Annotated in this window: 12 protein-coding genes; 2 read left to right on the top strand and 10 right to left on the bottom strand. The window is 38.1% G+C overall.

Annotation, left to right across the window (positions count from 1 at the left end; genetic code table 11):
- Positions 1 to 13: 13 nt before the first annotated feature.
- The 4 genes from ACKPEB_RS12205 to ACKPEB_RS12190 all read right to left on the bottom strand — a co-directional run bounded on the left by ACKPEB_RS12205 (position 14) and on the right by ACKPEB_RS12190 (position 3590).
- The gene (locus ACKPEB_RS12205) at positions 14 to 580 is read right to left on the bottom strand and encodes a hypothetical protein (protein WP_408965188.1); all 567 of its coding nucleotides are present in this window, start codon (positions 578 to 580) and stop codon (positions 14 to 16) included.
- On the bottom strand, positions 580 to 1896 hold the full coding sequence (locus ACKPEB_RS12200; protein ID WP_408965186.1) for a hypothetical protein: 1317 nt from the start codon (positions 1894 to 1896) through the stop codon (positions 580 to 582). The genes ACKPEB_RS12205 and ACKPEB_RS12200 overlap by 1 nt, the downstream gene beginning before the upstream one ends.
- A gap of 34 nt (positions 1897 to 1930) precedes the next feature.
- A complete protein-coding gene (locus ACKPEB_RS12195) occupies positions 1931 to 3109 on the bottom strand; it encodes a cysteine desulfurase family protein (RefSeq protein ID WP_408965185.1) in 1179 nt (392 codons plus the stop codon).
- Between the two features lie 79 nt (positions 3110 to 3188).
- Entirely contained in the window at positions 3189 to 3590 is a 402-nt protein-coding gene (locus tag ACKPEB_RS12190) for a hypothetical protein (RefSeq protein WP_408965184.1), read from the bottom strand.
- A 273-nt stretch (positions 3591 to 3863) separates the two neighbouring features.
- Here ACKPEB_RS12190 and ACKPEB_RS12185 point away from each other — a divergent pair, with 273 nt between their 5' ends.
- Positions 3864 to 5534 (top strand): DUF655 domain-containing protein, encoded by a 1671-nt coding sequence (locus ACKPEB_RS12185; RefSeq protein WP_408965183.1) that lies wholly within the window; start codon positions 3864 to 3866, stop codon positions 5532 to 5534.
- Positions 5535 to 5711: 177 nt separating this feature from the next.
- Here the strand turns inward: ACKPEB_RS12185 and ACKPEB_RS12180 are convergent, their stop codons facing one another.
- From ACKPEB_RS12180 to ACKPEB_RS12170, 3 genes are all read right to left on the bottom strand, one after another.
- Positions 5712 to 7235, bottom strand: a complete 1524-nt coding sequence (locus ACKPEB_RS12180) for an ATP-binding protein (RefSeq protein WP_408965182.1) — start codon at positions 7233 to 7235, stop codon at positions 5712 to 5714.
- 214 nt (positions 7236 to 7449) lie between these two features.
- Positions 7450 to 7905, bottom strand: a complete 456-nt coding sequence (locus tag ACKPEB_RS12175; RefSeq protein ID WP_408965181.1) for a response regulator — start codon at positions 7903 to 7905, stop codon at positions 7450 to 7452.
- On the bottom strand, positions 7880 to 10093 hold the full coding sequence (locus ACKPEB_RS12170; RefSeq protein ID WP_408965180.1) for a PAS domain S-box protein: 2214 nt from the start codon (positions 10091 to 10093) through the stop codon (positions 7880 to 7882). The genes ACKPEB_RS12175 and ACKPEB_RS12170 overlap by 26 nt, the downstream gene beginning before the upstream one ends.
- 384 nt (positions 10094 to 10477) lie before the next feature.
- On the opposite strand from ACKPEB_RS12170, the gene ACKPEB_RS12165 reads away from it, so the two are divergent.
- Positions 10478 to 11437 (top strand): protochlorophyllide reductase, encoded by a 960-nt coding sequence (locus ACKPEB_RS12165; RefSeq protein WP_408965211.1) that lies wholly within the window; start codon positions 10478 to 10480, stop codon positions 11435 to 11437.
- A gap of 100 nt (positions 11438 to 11537) precedes the next feature.
- On the opposite strand, the gene ACKPEB_RS12160 is transcribed toward ACKPEB_RS12165, so the two are convergent.
- The 3 genes from ACKPEB_RS12160 to ACKPEB_RS12150 all read right to left on the bottom strand — a co-directional run bounded on the left by ACKPEB_RS12160 (position 11538) and on the right by ACKPEB_RS12150 (position 15421).
- Positions 11538 to 12950, bottom strand: coding sequence for a GTP-binding protein (locus ACKPEB_RS12160; protein ID WP_408965179.1), 1413 nt, complete (start codon positions 12948 to 12950; stop codon positions 11538 to 11540).
- A 95-nt stretch (positions 12951 to 13045) separates the two neighbouring features.
- Positions 13046 to 13345, bottom strand: a complete 300-nt coding sequence (locus tag ACKPEB_RS12155; protein ID WP_408965178.1) for an RNA recognition motif domain-containing protein — start codon at positions 13343 to 13345, stop codon at positions 13046 to 13048.
- Positions 13346 to 14122: 777 nt separating this feature from the next.
- The gene (locus ACKPEB_RS12150; RefSeq protein WP_408965177.1) at positions 14123 to 15421 is read right to left on the bottom strand and encodes a hypothetical protein; all 1299 of its coding nucleotides are present in this window, start codon (positions 15419 to 15421) and stop codon (positions 14123 to 14125) included.
- Positions 15422 to 16015: the final 594 nt, after the last annotated feature.

Raw genomic sequence — 16015 nt, 5'->3', positions numbered from 1 at the left:
GATTAAGCTGCTGTTAGTTATTAATTGATCTTGAGTATAACCCTCTTCGGGCTTGTAACCAAGCTTTTAAATCGAAACCTGTTATTTCAAATAAATACTCAAAGGCATCTCGCCCCGATAGCACTCTCCAGCCTCCTACAAGGCAAGCATTAACCGCTTGAGGTAAACTATCAGTCCGCAAAATCAGTAAAACGGGTGTATACCCACTATTTGTTAATCGTTCAGCGTATTGCTTAAACTTTTTTAAAGTTCCTGAATCTCCTGAGCCAATTCTATATTTTGCATCGATGGCATCGGTTCCAATGACTAAATCACATAATTCATCTTTTCCATCTCGGATAGCTGGAGAAAAATCTGCACAACTTTGTTTGCAAACTTCAATAACCAGACGTTCCCAACATTTGCCTAATTCTCTTCCCCAATACTGTTTATTGAGATCTTTGATTTCTTGTGTTAAACCAAAAACCAGCATTAAATCATCTTCTTCTAAGGATTCTTGTATAAATTCTTTTGCATTGAATGATACACTATACTGTTGTAAAATGGATTCAAGATGCCGATCATCAATGAAGTTAGACATTAATTTATTTTCTCCATAACAATAATAGTATCATGTTTAATAGTTCCTGCCCAATTAACGTTTCTAGGTACATTCAAACGTCGATTTTTTAAAAGAAGATTAAAATTAAATATTTTGTTAAAACCCAAGTCACAAGCTATTTCTGACAAAAGAGATGCTACAGGGATTTCCACACCACAAATATTGCTAACATCGCCTACGGAAAAACAGTAATACCCTCCTTGTTTTAAAACCTGTAAACTCTGTAAAAAATGTAATTTCATATCCATAAAATATTGGTAAACCACTCTGGATCTAAGTTGATTTTGACCTGAAGTTGCTTGATATTTTTTTCCATAATAAATCTCTTCTATCAACTGATCTAAAGGTAAATAGCCTGTTTTACCTAATTCTTTACACCCGTGCTTAGGAATTCGTTCAGTCCCAATTTCTTTAGAGTATAAATTTAGACGTTCTTGGTTGCTGTTAACTAAACCTAACCAATGCAGTTCAAACTTAGAAGCCCAAACATAATCAATTGCATTAATATAGGGTGGAGAAGTAATAATTGCATCAACTTTTAATAATTCTGGTAGTTGTCGAGCATCTTGGGAAGATAGTTGTTGAATTTTAGCCTTAAAGTTTTTTAAGAAAGGGTTCCATTCTACAAACGCTTCAACGGATTGTTTAACATAGTGTTGAAAATATTGAAATACATCAGAACGGGAACGAATAGGGATTTTCTCAATATGGGAGCGTCGGGCTGCTAGAATCATGCCATCATTCATATTTGAAGTTTTTCTAACCGTCGAGGCAAACGCTAACCAAAGTAAGGGTTGAAGGCTAGATTCAGCTAATAGAATCTGTTCTCTTAAAAGTTCTAATCCTTCTTGTACAGGTTGCTGAAACCAAAAATCTTTATTTGAAAAATTGATAGTTGATGGTGCAAACTTTTGGGTAGATACTTTTTCAATAATTTGGGTTGTCGCTTCAAAAATTTCTTGGGGTGAAAATACAGTGGTTTTAACTTGGCAAATTAAACGACTGAGAGGGTGATAGTCTAACCAATAAGCCGAAATATTTTGTTGAATCGCTTCTAATAAAGTTGTACCTGAGCCACAAAAGGGGTCAAGAATCGTAAAAGCAGGATCAGCATATTTTTGGATAAACCAACGAGGAATCTCTGGGATAAATTTTGCAGGTTGGAATCCTAAAGAATAGATTTTTAGAGGGGAAATTCTTTCAACAGTTATAAACTTTCCAGACTCCAGATTACAAGGAATTTCTCCAGCAATATGTGAATAGGAACGAAACTGTTGTTCAAATGTGTTGATCATACTCTTTAGAATTCTACCAACCTGATTAAGTTAATTAAACACTCAAAGCTAACAACTGATTGGGGATGAGTCGTTCTAAGACTTGTTTAAGCACCATCGCTGTCCAATCAATATCCGCTTCGGTGGTATCCCGTCCCAAGGTGAAGCGAATGCCTCCTAACGCTGTTTTTTCGTCATAGCCCATAGCTAATAAAACCGGACTCGGGCTAAGTTTACCACTGCTACAAGCCGAACCCGCGCTGATACCAATTCCGGCTAAATTCAGTTGACGAACCAGGGTTTTTCCCGTTAAGGTAGCCGGGTCAATAGGTTTGGGGGGAACCACCGAGAAACTGACGTGATGAGGTAAACGATTTAAGCGATCGCCTGTGGGTAATAAATAAGGTACATCAGCCAATAAGTCAAATAAGCGATCTCTTAAGCCGATTAACCGAGGAGTTTCGGATGCCATCTCCTGGGCAGCTAATTGACAAGCTAACCCAAATCCAGCCAGAGTTGGAACAGCTTGTGTCCCCGAACGCAGTTGAAATTCCTGTCCTCCTCCGGCTAACAACGGTGTTAACCGCACCGTATCCCGAACATATAACGCCCCGACTCCTTGGGGGCCATATAATTTATGACTCGACAGGGATAATAAATCAACGGGTAACTGCTGCATATCCAAAGGTAAACGTCCGGCCACCTGTACCGCATCGGTATGAAACAGAACCCCATGAGCACGGGCAATTTGACCTAAGATCTCAATCGGTTGCAGGGTTCCGACTTCACTTTGACCATAAATAATCGACACTAACACCGTATTCGGTTGGATGGCGGCTTGTAAGTCTAGGGGGTGAAGACGTCCACGACTATCGACGGGTAATCGGGTGACTTGCCATCCCCATTGTTCCAACATTCGCACAGGTTCAGCAATGGCCGAATGTTCCACCGCAGAAATAATTAAATGTTGGGGTTGAGTATATTGACGAGCAACCCCCATAATAGCGAGATTGTCGGCTTCGGTTCCTCCAGAGGTAAAAATCATCGATTCCGGCGGGGCGTTAATCAGATGGGCCACTTGTATTCGAGATCGTTCTAAAATCATTGCCGCCCTCTGACCCCACTCATGAATACTGGAAGGATTTCCCCACTGTTGACTCATCACCCTTTGCATGAGGCTAATGACTTCAGCACGGGGAGGAGTGGTTGCACTATAGTCGAGGTAGATTTGCATGGATATTTTTGAATCAAAAGTTAAGTTTTGTTTTGTCGGAAAAAATTAAAAACGTTAAGATTAATGGCAATTCGCTGAATTAATCTCCCGGTTTACAAACGTTGTAATCTTCATGAGAAAGAACTTTTTGAGGAACGAGGAAACTGCCACTATCTTGACAAAGCATTCGATAATTCCGCGTTACGGGAATACTGATAATAAAACGATTATGGCGAAGTCGCTTTCCTCCAAAGTCTCGATAACTTTTTTGGTCATTTAATCCCGCAATAATGGCCCGTGCCTTAATCACGACATAATCGGGCAAGCCTCTCAGGTCAATAATATCCTGAGCAAAGGAGGCTTCCCATTCTAGCTTTTTGGTTTTTTTGTCCTCTATGGCCTGATTCTGGGAATCCTGTGTCACTTCTTGTTGATTACAACGATGACAGAGCTTCCCATATCCTTTGTGACCACAGGGAAATGTCCTCTTTCGTTTTGGCATAATACAGCAGTGAGGGTTATTACCAGTGCTACAAGCTCTAAGTTAGTGCTTACAGCGCTGACAGACCGTTAAAAAGCAAAACATCCTTTTAACTCGGTAGCTTGGCAGAAATTCAGTTAATCTCTCCCGATTACCCCTATTAATAGATTACCGAAAATTTGAGCTTAAAGCCCCGTCAATCGAGGATGGCTTTTTTGTGCTAGATTCTGAATTAGACCCTTAAGGGTCATCAACCTGTCTTCAATTAAAACCCAATCCTCAAAATAGTTAGCGGTGGCTCAATTTAATAAAATTTTGCGGCGGTTAGGGGTAACAGTTTTGCTGGCTTCGAGCCTGGGTGCTTGTTTTAAAACCTCGTCTCAACCTAGCTTAAAACCTCGTTTAGAACCTTTAACTCAAGAACGTTTAATTCAAGTTTATTTTAATCATTCAGAAGCCTCTATTTATTCAGAACCTTATCGTCAATCTCTACGGTTTGGAGATAATTTAGAACAAATTATTATTGATACAATTAATCAAGGAACATCAACAATTGATGTGGCGGTTCAAGAATTCCGTTTACCTAATATTGCTCAAGCGTTAGTTAAGCGTCATCAAGCTGGGGTGAAGGTACGAGTAATTTTAGAACATACTTATCGTCGTCCTTGGAGTCAATTTACGGCTGATGAAATTCAGCAATTACCGGAAAGAGAACAGGATCGATATCAAGAATTTATATCCCTTGCTGATATTAACCAGGATGGAACCGTTAGCCGAGAAGAAAGTCAACAACGAGACGCTTTAATTGTGTTAGAAAATGCCGGAATTCCAATTATTGATGATACGGAAGATGGCTCAAAAGGAACAGGATTAATGCACCATAAATTTATGGTCGTTGATGGCAAAACGGTGCTGATCATGTCTGCAAATTGGACAACTAGCGATATTCATGGAGATTTTAAAACCTTAGAAAGTCAAGGAAATGCTAATCATTTATTAAAAATTGAAAGTTCAGATTTAGCTCAAGTCTTCACTCAAGAGTTTAACTTCATGTGGGGAGATGGTGTTGGTGCGCAAAAAGATAGTTTATTTGGGATTAACAAACCGTTTCGAGGTGCTCAAAGGATTTTAGTGGGGAATATTCCTGTAACAATTCAATTTTCCCCAACTTCTAAAAAACAACTTTGGGAAAATAGCACCAATGGGTTAATCCAGAAACAATTGCAGAATGCTAATCAATCCTTCGATTTTGCTTTATTTGTATTTTCTGATCAAAATCTAGTTAATACCTTAGAAAATAAGTCTCAAAATCAAGTTTTAATTCGAGGATTAATTGATTCCAGTTTTGCCTATCGGTCTTATAGTGAAGGGTTAGATATGATGGGGATTGCTTTAGTGAATCAATGTCGTTATGAAGCAGAAAATAAACCTTGGAAACAACCGCTTTCAACGGTCGGAATTCCGAATTTACCACCCAGCGATCGCTTACATCATAAATTTGGAATTATTGATGGTCAAGTGGTAATTACAGGTTCCCATAATTGGACAGAAGTCGCTAATACTCAGAATGATGAAACCTTAATGGTGATTAAAAATCCAACGGTTACGGCTCATTTTCAGCGAGAATTTGAACGATTGTATCAGAATTCAGCATTAGGAGTTCCTCAATGGTTATTAACAAAAATAGAACAAGATTTAAAAGCTTGTGGGAGTTCTATTACGACAAAATCCAATTCTTCTAAACCTGTAGAAAGTTTAAATTCTCCATCTTCAGAAGTTAAAATTAATCTGAATACAGCCACCCAAGAAGAATTAGAAACCTTACCCGGAGTGGGTGCTCAATTAGCTCAAAATATTATAGCAGCTAGACAGAAAAAACCCTTTACTTCGCTTCAAGATTTAGATCAAGTGTCCGGTGTTGGGCCAAAATTATTAGAGAAAATTAGCGATCGCGTAACTTGGTAAACTGAAAGCAAACTGACGCATCAACCCAAGTGATCAATCAAGTGGAACGAAGAACCGTTTCATCATTTATCTGAAGAACAGCATGAGCAGTTCATTAGTTTTCTTGAACACTATTATGATAGTTTTATTCAAAGTTTAGAACAAATGTTAGCCAGTAGTCACCGCACAACAGACCGCTTAAGCATTGATAGTTTCTCTCTCTTGTTCTTCAATATGACGAGGAAGAATCACAGTAAAAGTCGTTCCGTGACCTTCCTTGCTGTCAACTTGAATGTTTCCTAGATGCAAATCAACGCATCGTTTAACAATGGCTAATCCTAAACCCGTTCCTTTAATTTTCCCAACATTTTTAGCTCTATGAAAAGGTTCAAATAGTTTGGCTTGATCCAGTTTAGGAATCCCAATTCCTTGATCTTGAATACAGAATTTAGCGTGGTGATCTGAGCAAGAAAGACTAAAGCGAATTATTCCTCCTTTCGGGGAATATTTAATTCCATTGGATAATAAGTTTTCCAAAATGTGTTTTAATAAACAGGTATCCATTTTAGCAACAATCGAAGCATCAGTGACAGAAAAAATAATTTGATGAGAGTTTCCTTTAGTAAGCTGAAACGTTTCTACAATTTCTGAGCAAAATTTTGTTAAATCTAACGAAGTATACTTAGCTTTAACTTTTCCCGATTCCGTTCGACCTAATAATAAGATTTCATCGAAAAGTTCTAAGGTTCGACTGATAGAACCGCGAATTTGATCATAATATTTTTTCTTTTTGTCTTCTGCAAAATTATAATTCTCTAATAAATCAACCGCTAAAATAATGGATGATAGAGGCGTGCGAAATTCATGGGAAATCATAGAAATAAAGCTATTTTTCATCTGGTTTAGTTCTTGTTCTTTAGCGAGGGATTGGCGAATTTCTGCCTCGGCTTGTTTCAGCGTACTAATATTCCATCCTTCGGCAATTAATAAAGTAATCGTATTATTCCCGTTTTTTAAAGGTTTAATAGAAAAATCTAACCATTGTAAAGTTTCTTGAGAAGTATAAGCTTGAAGTTCTGCTTGTAGAGTTTCACCTTCAGAAGCTCTGAGAATTGCCATCTTTAACCAAGACTGTGATTGTTCTACGAATTTCCAGTAGGGTGCTTCCCAAATCAGATGGTTTAGAACTACTTCATCAGGAAAACCCATCCGATCTCTCAAGGCTTGATTAATATCTAAAACAACACCATCAGGACTTAATAAACTTATGAATTGAAAGGTTTGATTAAAAATTCCTCGAAAACGCTGTTCACTTTCTTGAAGCCGTTGTAAAATCTGGATTCTCTCTCTCGCATAACCGACTGTTTTGAGAAGTAATTCCGATGAAACTTCACCTTTAACCAAGTAATCTTGAGCCCCCTGAGCAACCGCTTGTAGAGCAATCCTTTTATCTTGTAACCCGGTCAGTACAATAATCGGAAGATGAGGAACACGGCTTTGAACTTGAACAATCGTATCAAGACCTTGGGAATCTGGTAAGGAAAGGTCAAGAAGAATCACATCAAACGTTGTATTTTGAAGATATTCTAAGGCAATACTCAAGCGTTTAGCGTGGGTAATTTGCCAATATTCCAGATCCGCATCCTGTAACAATTCTGTTAACAAAGCGACATCAGCAAGATTATCTTCTACTAATAGAACGGTAATAGGGTAATCATCCATATATTATCTCACGTTTATAAAATTGATTAAAGAACTTAAACATCTACTATTGAGTTTTTAGCAAAGCTGATCTCTGAATGAGCGACAAATAATATTTTATCGGTTCAATTAATTTTGATCAATGGTCTGTAACACAACATTCCTTTTGAGGTGGAATCGTTGAGTCTTAAACTTTCCAAACTTAACTTCATTGAACTCAAATGATGAACAGAATTTAATTCTGAGCAAAGGGTAATCTCACAATAGCAAACCAAAATAGCTCAATCGACTTGATGACCTCGATAAATTGATCTAAACCCAGGGGTTTAACCAAGTAGCAGTTTGCATGATGGCGATAGCTCGTGAGAATATCAATCTCATTACAAGAGGTGGTGAGAATGACAACGGGGATGGTTTTTAATTTCTCATCTGCTTTGATTTCAGCTAATACTTCTTGACCATTTTTCTTGGGTAAATTCAGATCCAATACAATCAGATCTGGGCGAGGAACATCGGAGTATTTTTCTCGATGATATAAGAAATCAGTCGCTTCAACACCATCACGAACAATATATAACTGCTCCAAAAATGGGCTTTCACTTAAGGTTTCTTCAATTAATAGAGCATCACTCTTAGAATCTTCAACCAATAATATTGTCAGTGATTTAACATGACGAGGAGGTAGGCTCATGCTGAGTAGAATTGATAACAGGGATGGTAAAGAAAAAGGTTGATCCTTGATTGGGATTAGACTCAACCCAAATTCGCCCTTCATGTCGTTCAAGAATCTTTCGACAAATTGCCAGCCCTAAACCTGTACCCGGATATTCATCGCTGGTGTGTAAACGTTGAAAGATACCAAAAATTCGTTCTGCATATTGAGGTTTGATCCCAATTCCATTGTCTTGAATAGAAAACAGCCATTCCTCTTGAATTTTGGTTGGTGCTGGCATAGAAGGTTGAGTCAGATTTTCTAATTGAACTTCTAGTTTATTTTTTTTAGCAGAAATATGGATTTTGGGAAAGGTTTCACTTCGGTATTTGAGGGAATTATTAATTAAGTTCTGGAGCAGATTTCCGAGTTGATTCGCGTCTGCAGTAATGGTGGGTAAAGAATCTGCGGTAATGACAGCTTGAGTTTCTCTAATCGAGATTTGCAAATCTTTTTTGACTCGTTCTAGTAACAGATTACAATCAACCGATTGCAATTTTAGTTCAGTACGACCAACGCGGGAATAGCTGAGTAAATCTTGAATCATCTGCTGCATTCGAGTTGCACCATCGATAATAAACTCAATGTAAGTATCCGCTTTACTATCGAGTTGTCCCCGATATCGTTTTGCTAACATTTGGGTAAAACTAGCAACAGCCCGCAACGGTTCCTGTAAATCGTGGGATGCAATATAAGCAAATTGTTCCAGTTCCTCGTTAGAGCGTTTCAAATCCTCCGCAAGTTGTCTAGCTGACTCTTCTGCCTTTCTCAATTTTGTAATATCTCGCGCAATTGTAATCACAGATTCTACAGACTCCCCATCCCCAAATTCTGGGACAATATAGGTTTGATAAGTTTTTGCTTCATTGAGATTGACAATTTGAAATTCATCAATCCGTATTCTACCCGTTGTAAAGACATTTTCTAAACAAGCCTCCCAAAAATCGGTAATTTCTTTGGGATAGCTCAACTCAGAGGGTTTTTTGCCCAAATACCCAACCGTTGGAATTCTTGATTGTTGGATACTGGCAGGATTGATATAAAGATAGCGATATTGGCGATCATGTCGAGTAATAATATCGGGGGTATTTTCAACTAAGGTTCTAAATTCTCGTTCCCGTTGTTGCAGCCTGTTGTTGATTTCCAAAAGTTCCTGGGTACGTTCTTGAACCTGTTCTTCTAATTCATCCCGTGAACGTTTCAATGCTTCTTCAGCTTGTTTCCGTAGGCTAATATCCCGACAAACACAGAATCGCAGGATTTCTCCTTCCCACTCCACAACGTTATAGCTAATTTCTACATCGTAGATGGAACCATCCTTGCGTTGGTGCTGAGTTTCCAAGATTCCCTGATTATTGATCATCGCTTCTTTCATCAATTGCTGAAGTTCTTCGGAGATCAATTGAGCTTCCCAATCAGCAACCGTCAACCTTAAAATTTCTTCTGGTGTGTAGCCCAGCATTTCTGCAAAGCGGGGATTAGCATCCAGCACATTGCCTTCTTTATCCATAATGACAATGCCATCAAAAGAGGTATCAAAGAGGGTCTGAGTTCGCAGCAATTCTTTGGCTAAGGTTTGTTGGGTTTGTTGACGTTCATTGAGTTCTGTTTGTAGCTTTTCAACAAGGGCCGATTGCTTAAGGGCGATACTCATTCCAGAGGCAATTTGTTTGAGGAGATCAATCTCTGAATCCTGCCACTGGCGAGACGTTTCACAGTGATGGGCAATCAGTAATCCCCACAACTCTCCATCCTGAAGAATCGGAACAGCTAAATTGGCTCTGACTTGAAAACTTGACAATAGTTCAAGATGACATTCACTAATTCCAGCGATATAAATATCAGATTTTGCCGTCACTAATCCTTGTTTAAACGGTTCAATATAATTTTGATGAAAACAGGGATCATAAATTTCAGTGGATAATATTGATGTCCAATTTTCTCCACAAGACTCAACCACAACCTTTCCCTTAAAATTCGCAAAAAATTGAAAAATAATTACCCGATCAGTTTGAAGAAATTGTCGCACTTCATGAACAGTTGTTTGCAGAATTACTGGCAAATGCAAAGAAGCTATAATCCGATTCGTCATTTCCATCACTAATCGTTGTTTATCCAATTGTTTTTCTAATAATAATTGAGCGTTTTGACGCTCAGCAATCTCCATTACAGTTCCTAAAATTTTAGCTAAAAGTAGTTTGAGAGAGGATGTCAGTAACAGACCCCTTATTCTTGAAATAATAGCAACTAAGTTCAGCAAGAATTTCATGAGTGATCAACCCTCAATGATTCGTTTCTAGTTAATCCTTCAAAACTATAACAATACTCAGTAATTTTTGTCCAATATTGTAATAGAAAGAAAGTTATAAACAGCAACAATACTTTGATATTTTTCTGATAAATTTTAGAGGATGAAAACCCCTACAGAAATTGCTATACTCACCCTTGACTACTAACTATTAACTGTTAACTGTTGACTCATGACTGATTTTTGTCGTAAAACATGAGATCCTAGAAAGAGTCAACGATGGTTAATTGAGTTAGAATCATGATGGCGAATCAACCCACAGTTGTGATTACAGGAGCGTCTTCGGGCGTTGGTTTGCAAGCCGCTAGAGCCTTAGCCCAAAAAGGGTGGTATGTGGTCATGGCTTGTCGGAATTTAGCGAAAGCTGAACAAGCCGCCCAATCGGTCGGAATCCCCACCAACAGCTATAAAATTCTTCACATTGACTTAGGCTCTTTAGCCAGTGTTAAACAATTTGTTGCCGATTTCCGGTCTTTGGGTCGCTCCCTGGATGCGTTAGTCTGCAATGCGGCAATTTATATGCCTTTAATTAAAGAACCTTTACGCAGTCCAGAAGGCTATGAGTTAACCGTAGCTACCAACCATTTATCCCATTTCTACCTCTGCAATGTCATGTTAGAGGATATGAAACGTTCCTCCTACCCAGATCGCAGAATGGTGATTTTGGGAACTGTTACCCATAATCCTGATGAGTTAGGCGGTAAAATTCCTCCTCGTCCCGATTTAGGAAATCTTGAAGGATTTGAACAAGGTTTTAAAGATCCGATTACGATGATTAACGGGAAAAGTTTTGAACCCGTTAAAGCTTATAAAGATAGCAAAGTTTGTAATGTTTTAACGATGCGAGAATTACATCGCCGTTACCATGAATCGACGGGAATTACCTTTACTTCTCTGTATCCGGGTTGTGTGGCAACAACGGCTTTATTCCGTAATCATTATCCCCTCTTTCAAAAGATTTTCCCCATTTTTCAAAAGTATATTACCGGGGGATTTGTTAGCGAAGAATTATCCGGCGATCGCGTAGCCATGGTTGTTGCTGATCCAGAATATAAACAATCAGGAGTTTATTGGAGTTGGGGAAATCGTCAGAAAAAAGATCGCAAATCTTTTGTTCAAAAGGTTTCTCCCCAAGCTAGTGATGATCAAAAGGGTGAAAAAATGTGGGATTTAAGCGCTAAATTAGTCGGATTAGCATATTAAAACCTCAGTTGGATTGTTAACTGTTTTTGTTAAACAGCTAACAATCCACTCAGTTTAGAAATATTGAATAGAGGTTATAATCTAACGATAAAAAACAAAATTAACGTTCTAAAACCCGGTTTTGAACATTAATTTTATTCCATAATTCTTGTTTAATTCGATTTAAAATTGAAGTTTCATCTAAGGTTTCTAAAATATGTTGAACTACGGCTTTTGGCCCTTCTTCTCCCCAGGATGCCCCATTCGCTAAATACGCTTTTGTTACTTGTCCAATAGCATAACAAGAAACCCCAGCGATCGCTGCTTGGGGAATTGCAACGGATAAATAAGGAACTAAGGATAATCCCCCAGTAACGGGTGCACTCAATCCCAATAAACTTTTTAACGAACTTAAACCAAAATTAGCAACTAATTCACTAGCTGTAATTCCCCCCATACTTAAAGCTATTTTTTGTAATAATTCAACGGCTCCTTGTTGGGTCATTGAAATACCATACAGTTTAGATAACGTTAAGATCAACGCCACATCAATCATTGCTCCACTTAATAAATCAATCATCATCAGAGGATTTAAAGCAATAGCAACAGATTTAGTAATGACTCCATTCCAAATCACGTGGTTAGCACTTTGTTCTCGAATTTCCATTTTTCGCTGCACTAATTTTTCATTTACATCTCCCGCATATAACATCGTATTTAAAGCAACTAAAGATTTCCCTTCCCGATCTAAAATCTCTAAAATTTTGAGCTTTAATTCTTCAATTTGAGGTTCTCCTCGCGTTAATTGAGCGCTCAAACTTCCATCAGGACGACGAATGGCTTTAGCCACTAATGGAGAAGCCGCAGCCATGACAATTTCATCAGGAGATAATAATTCTTTGACCCGTTCATCTCGAATTTTTTCATAAATTGCTAGTCGGTCAGCTTCTGGATATTGATCAATTTTATTAAAGACTAATAACATCGGTTTTCCCGCTTCTCTTAATTGAGACAGGGCATCATATTCAACTTGAGTAATATCTCCGGCAATTACAAATAATAATAAATCCGCTTGTTGGGCAACCTGACGAGCAATTTGTTCACGGGTTTCACCATCCACTTCATCAATTCCGGGGGTATCAATTAATTCAATTTGAGAAATTCGATAAGAAACCGCCGGAATAGAGGATAAGGAATTCTCACTCACTCGCCATTGTTGCATTTGGGTGGTTTGGGTGACACCATGAATGGGGCCAGTAATAAACACTTCTTGACCTAATAAAGCGTTCAAAACTGAAGATTTTCCCCGTCCCACCATGCCAAAAACGGCAATTTGTACCACTGTACGGTCTAATTTATCCATCATCTTTTGCAACCCCCCTATATCGGGTTCTAAACCTTCTCGCTCTGTGGGGGTTAAGTCCAGATGGTCTACAATGTCTCGTAAAGCATCTTGAGCATGGCGTAAGTTTAATTCCGCTTGCAGGTCGGTAAAATTGAGCAATGTGGTATTGAGTTCGTCATCCAGATTCATCTTAATTTTTAGACTCTATTTCTTTCTATCTTGACAAATGAATAGCGGGTCTTACCATTGGTAAAACCCGCTATAGATTTGATTAAATTTTGTTTCTAGTAAGAATTATTACGATAGCCTCCCCCAGAGCGTTGCTTACCGCCTTGATTATTATCACGGGGTTCAGCTTTATTGACTCGCAGACGACGACCCATCCATTCTGCTCCATCCAGAGCTTCAATTGCACTTTTCTCGTCGTCTTCATTGACCATTTCTACAAAGCCAAAACCGCGAGACTTGCCAGTTTCTCGATCTTGAGGAACTGTGGCTCGCTTGACTTTACCGTATTCTTTAAAGACTTCCCCTAAGTCTTCAGAGGTAACCTCATAAGCTAAGTTACCGACATAAATCGACATGGAATAACTCCAACCTTAAACTCGGACAAAATTTATTTTTCGGAAATATAGTTTTTGACATCCGCCCCGCCGTGAACAGGCAGGGATTCCATCTATTTAAGTTGGTCAAAAATTGACAACTGCTTAAATTCTGGATGGGTTGACGCTTCACTGAGATGCGCTTTCTTTACAGAAAGTCTAACCTTCTCTCCACATCCGTTTAAAGTCTCCGAATGCCCTCCGGCGACTCGCTGAAATCTTGTTGTTTTGTTTTGTGCGTTCAAGGGTAGACTGATACCATTGCCTTACATCCGCTTCCCCAGTTCTCCTTTAGGCTCGGTTTCACATCTCGGTGATGGTATATCGACTGCAAAGTTGGGCGGGTTTTTTAGACCGATTTAATTTTAACACAAAGCCTAACCAGAAGTTAGGGGTTTTAAACCCAATTTTTCGATAAAACCATTGACCAATCTCTCTGGCTTGATTATGCAGGAATCAACCTAACAGGGTGGACTACAACAGCCCAAGACCCATTGCGAAAAGCATTTGGGACTACTGTTGTCTGAATGCCTTAACTGGATGATCTGCCTGAATCAATTTCTGCACTTGTCAGAAAACAGAAGCTTAAACTTAGGTTCTAATGTAACTAGAGGTAGCGTCTTAGTCCAGGTTATGTACCCGATTGAATTCAGATTATCGACTTTTAAGGCTATATTATCTCATTTTAAGAGATAATATTTTGATTATAGCATAGAATCGCTGATTGGGTTTAGTGACTCTGAATACAATTTTGTCTTTTCAAGGTGATTGGATGAAGGATAAATCAACGCCTCCAAAATTGGTACTTAAGGCAACATTCAAATTTTCTAAGACTTTTACCAGCCAGAACACTCCATCTTGGGAACAAGACTCGTAATGATTAAATAAAATCGCAAACCGTTTTTCGAGGTAGGGTTTGACTTTTCGACAGATTAAGACGATTTTGAGGAGTAACCCCACGGTCATCGTTGGCCCCACATTGGCAATTAAATCAATAAAAACGAAATGATTCGGTTTCTGTGGACTTTCAACCACCAGAAAATTTAACATCTGGTTACAGGTTCGCAGCAAGAGAAACTCACTAAAGTTTTCATCATCACTATGGGGAATAGTATTTTGTAATTGCTTATACAATTTTTCGTTAAACTGGTTACGGATATAGGATGAATCAAGGGATTTTGGAGTAATATATTCATAGAAATTTTCTTTAAAAGACCGGAAAGTTTGATTGGGTTGGGTTTGAGCTAGAAAGCTCTGCGCTAAATCTCGATAGGTATGGATTCCGTCTACTTTTCCTGCAAATTGTTTAAGGGCTGCAAACAATTCTCGATTGCTTAAAAGGGTGGGATTTGCAATAGGAGACGGATTTTTTTTAGCTTCTTCAACCGAGAAACGACGGGCCATAGTTGCTAATCGAATTTGATGGGCAGTATATTGAGATAAATCGATTTCAAATTTACGCTGTTTTTGCGCTTGAATTTGTTGAATCATTTGTTGATGATCATAAGAACTATCTTCACTCAGTAAACAGTGTTTATACAGGTAAGGATAACGAGGAATTAAAACTCGCAAAGGTTCAGAAGATTGAGTATTATAATCTAATTCAGTGGGCTGGTTAATAACAGCAGCAAAGCGTTTTAATGCTAAATATTGCTCACTTTTGGTAAATTCATAGATTAAATCCCCCAATTGACGAACTGATTTTGAATAGGAGTACACTCTGCGGATTTTAGGGATTGATTCATCAAAAAGTTGAATTAATTTATTAATAGCTGTTTTCCGTTGAGGAGAAGTATGCCAGCAATTAATTAAAATATAACAACAGCGATTCATAATGTAATTAAAATCTTGAGATTCTAATTTAGAAATCACTAATTTATTTAAAGCTCTGGAGATTTCTATATCTGGATATCCAGAACCTTCAATAAACAATAAATTTAGTCGCTCTATCAGTTGATTTGGTTCATCAATTTCTACACGACTCAGTAAATGATCATAGATCATTTGTTCTTCTCGGACAGTCCATCGATTAAAAGAATTGACTAAACTTTTGTTCATTTCTGATTACCCATCTGCTCAATTTGAGTTGATTTTTCTGGTCAAATTCATTGATGTTTTTCAGGTCTAATTTTGACCTTTATCCTGACAAGAGAAATTTCTAGTCTTCTCTTATTTTTTATAATAAATTCACTGAAGGAACTGTTATATTAGGAATCTTTAGGACTGGGATTACCCTGCCTTGATTGAGACAGTAGAAAGGACGAGGAGGCTGAACCCTTAAAAAGGATATCCATCATTCATGTCCTAACCTCCTTAGCGATTGCTATAATATCCATCAATACACTAATAAACTAGCAGAAACGGAGCGATTTTATTGATCAAATCTAACTTTAAAACCTACTTTAATTTCATCAGGACGATGAAATTAATCTAAATTGATTTAAAAATTAATCTGACTCAATTTTATTCAGTTGTTCATCGCTTTCAGTGTTTGAAGGATGTGGAGATTGTACACCCTGGATAAATCTATTTTAGCTTGAAGGCAATCCTAACACTTAATTCCAGACTAACTGAAACATTGATGACACAAGGCTCTTATAAAAAACACTCCCTGGAGTTATTTCGATTAATAATCACCTTTTTATCTGGTGG

The organism is Planktothrix sp., assembly GCF_046067725.1.
Taxonomy (GTDB): Bacteria; Cyanobacteriota; Cyanobacteriia; order Cyanobacteriales; family Microcoleaceae; genus Planktothrix.
The sequence above is the reverse complement of the archived record's forward strand: the minus strand, read 5'-3'. Positions and strand labels throughout refer to the sequence as shown.

What these genes read in the sequence shown, in the direction of transcription:
- ACKPEB_RS12205 (WP_408965188.1), bottom strand. Translation starts at nt 580, where the DNA reads ATGTCTAACTTCATTGATGATCGGCATCTTGAATCCATTTTACAACAG.
- ACKPEB_RS12200 (WP_408965186.1), bottom strand. Translation starts at nt 1,896, where the DNA reads ATGATCAACACATTTGAACAACAGTTTCGTTCCTATTCACATATTGCT.
- ACKPEB_RS12195 (WP_408965185.1), bottom strand. Translation starts at nt 3,109, where the DNA reads ATGCAAATCTACCTCGACTATAGTGCAACCACTCCTCCCCGTGCTGAA.
- ACKPEB_RS12190 (WP_408965184.1), bottom strand. Translation starts at nt 3,590, where the DNA reads ATGCCAAAACGAAAGAGGACATTTCCCTGTGGTCACAAAGGATATGGG.
- ACKPEB_RS12180 (WP_408965182.1), bottom strand. Translation starts at nt 7,235, where the DNA reads ATGGATGATTACCCTATTACCGTTCTATTAGTAGAAGATAATCTTGCT.
- ACKPEB_RS12175 (WP_408965181.1), bottom strand. Translation starts at nt 7,905, where the DNA reads ATGAGCCTACCTCCTCGTCATGTTAAATCACTGACAATATTATTGGTT.
- ACKPEB_RS12170 (WP_408965180.1), bottom strand. Translation starts at nt 10,093, where the DNA reads ATGGAGATTGCTGAGCGTCAAAACGCTCAATTATTATTAGAAAAACAA.
- ACKPEB_RS12165 (WP_408965211.1), top strand. Translation starts at nt 10,478, where the DNA reads ATGGCGAATCAACCCACAGTTGTGATTACAGGAGCGTCTTCGGGCGTT.
- ACKPEB_RS12160 (WP_408965179.1), bottom strand. Translation starts at nt 12,950, where the DNA reads ATGAATCTGGATGACGAACTCAATACCACATTGCTCAATTTTACCGAC.
- ACKPEB_RS12155 (WP_408965178.1), bottom strand. Translation starts at nt 13,345, where the DNA reads ATGTCGATTTATGTCGGTAACTTAGCTTATGAGGTTACCTCTGAAGAC.
- ACKPEB_RS12150 (WP_408965177.1), bottom strand. Translation starts at nt 15,421, where the DNA reads ATGAACAAAAGTTTAGTCAATTCTTTTAATCGATGGACTGTCCGAGAA.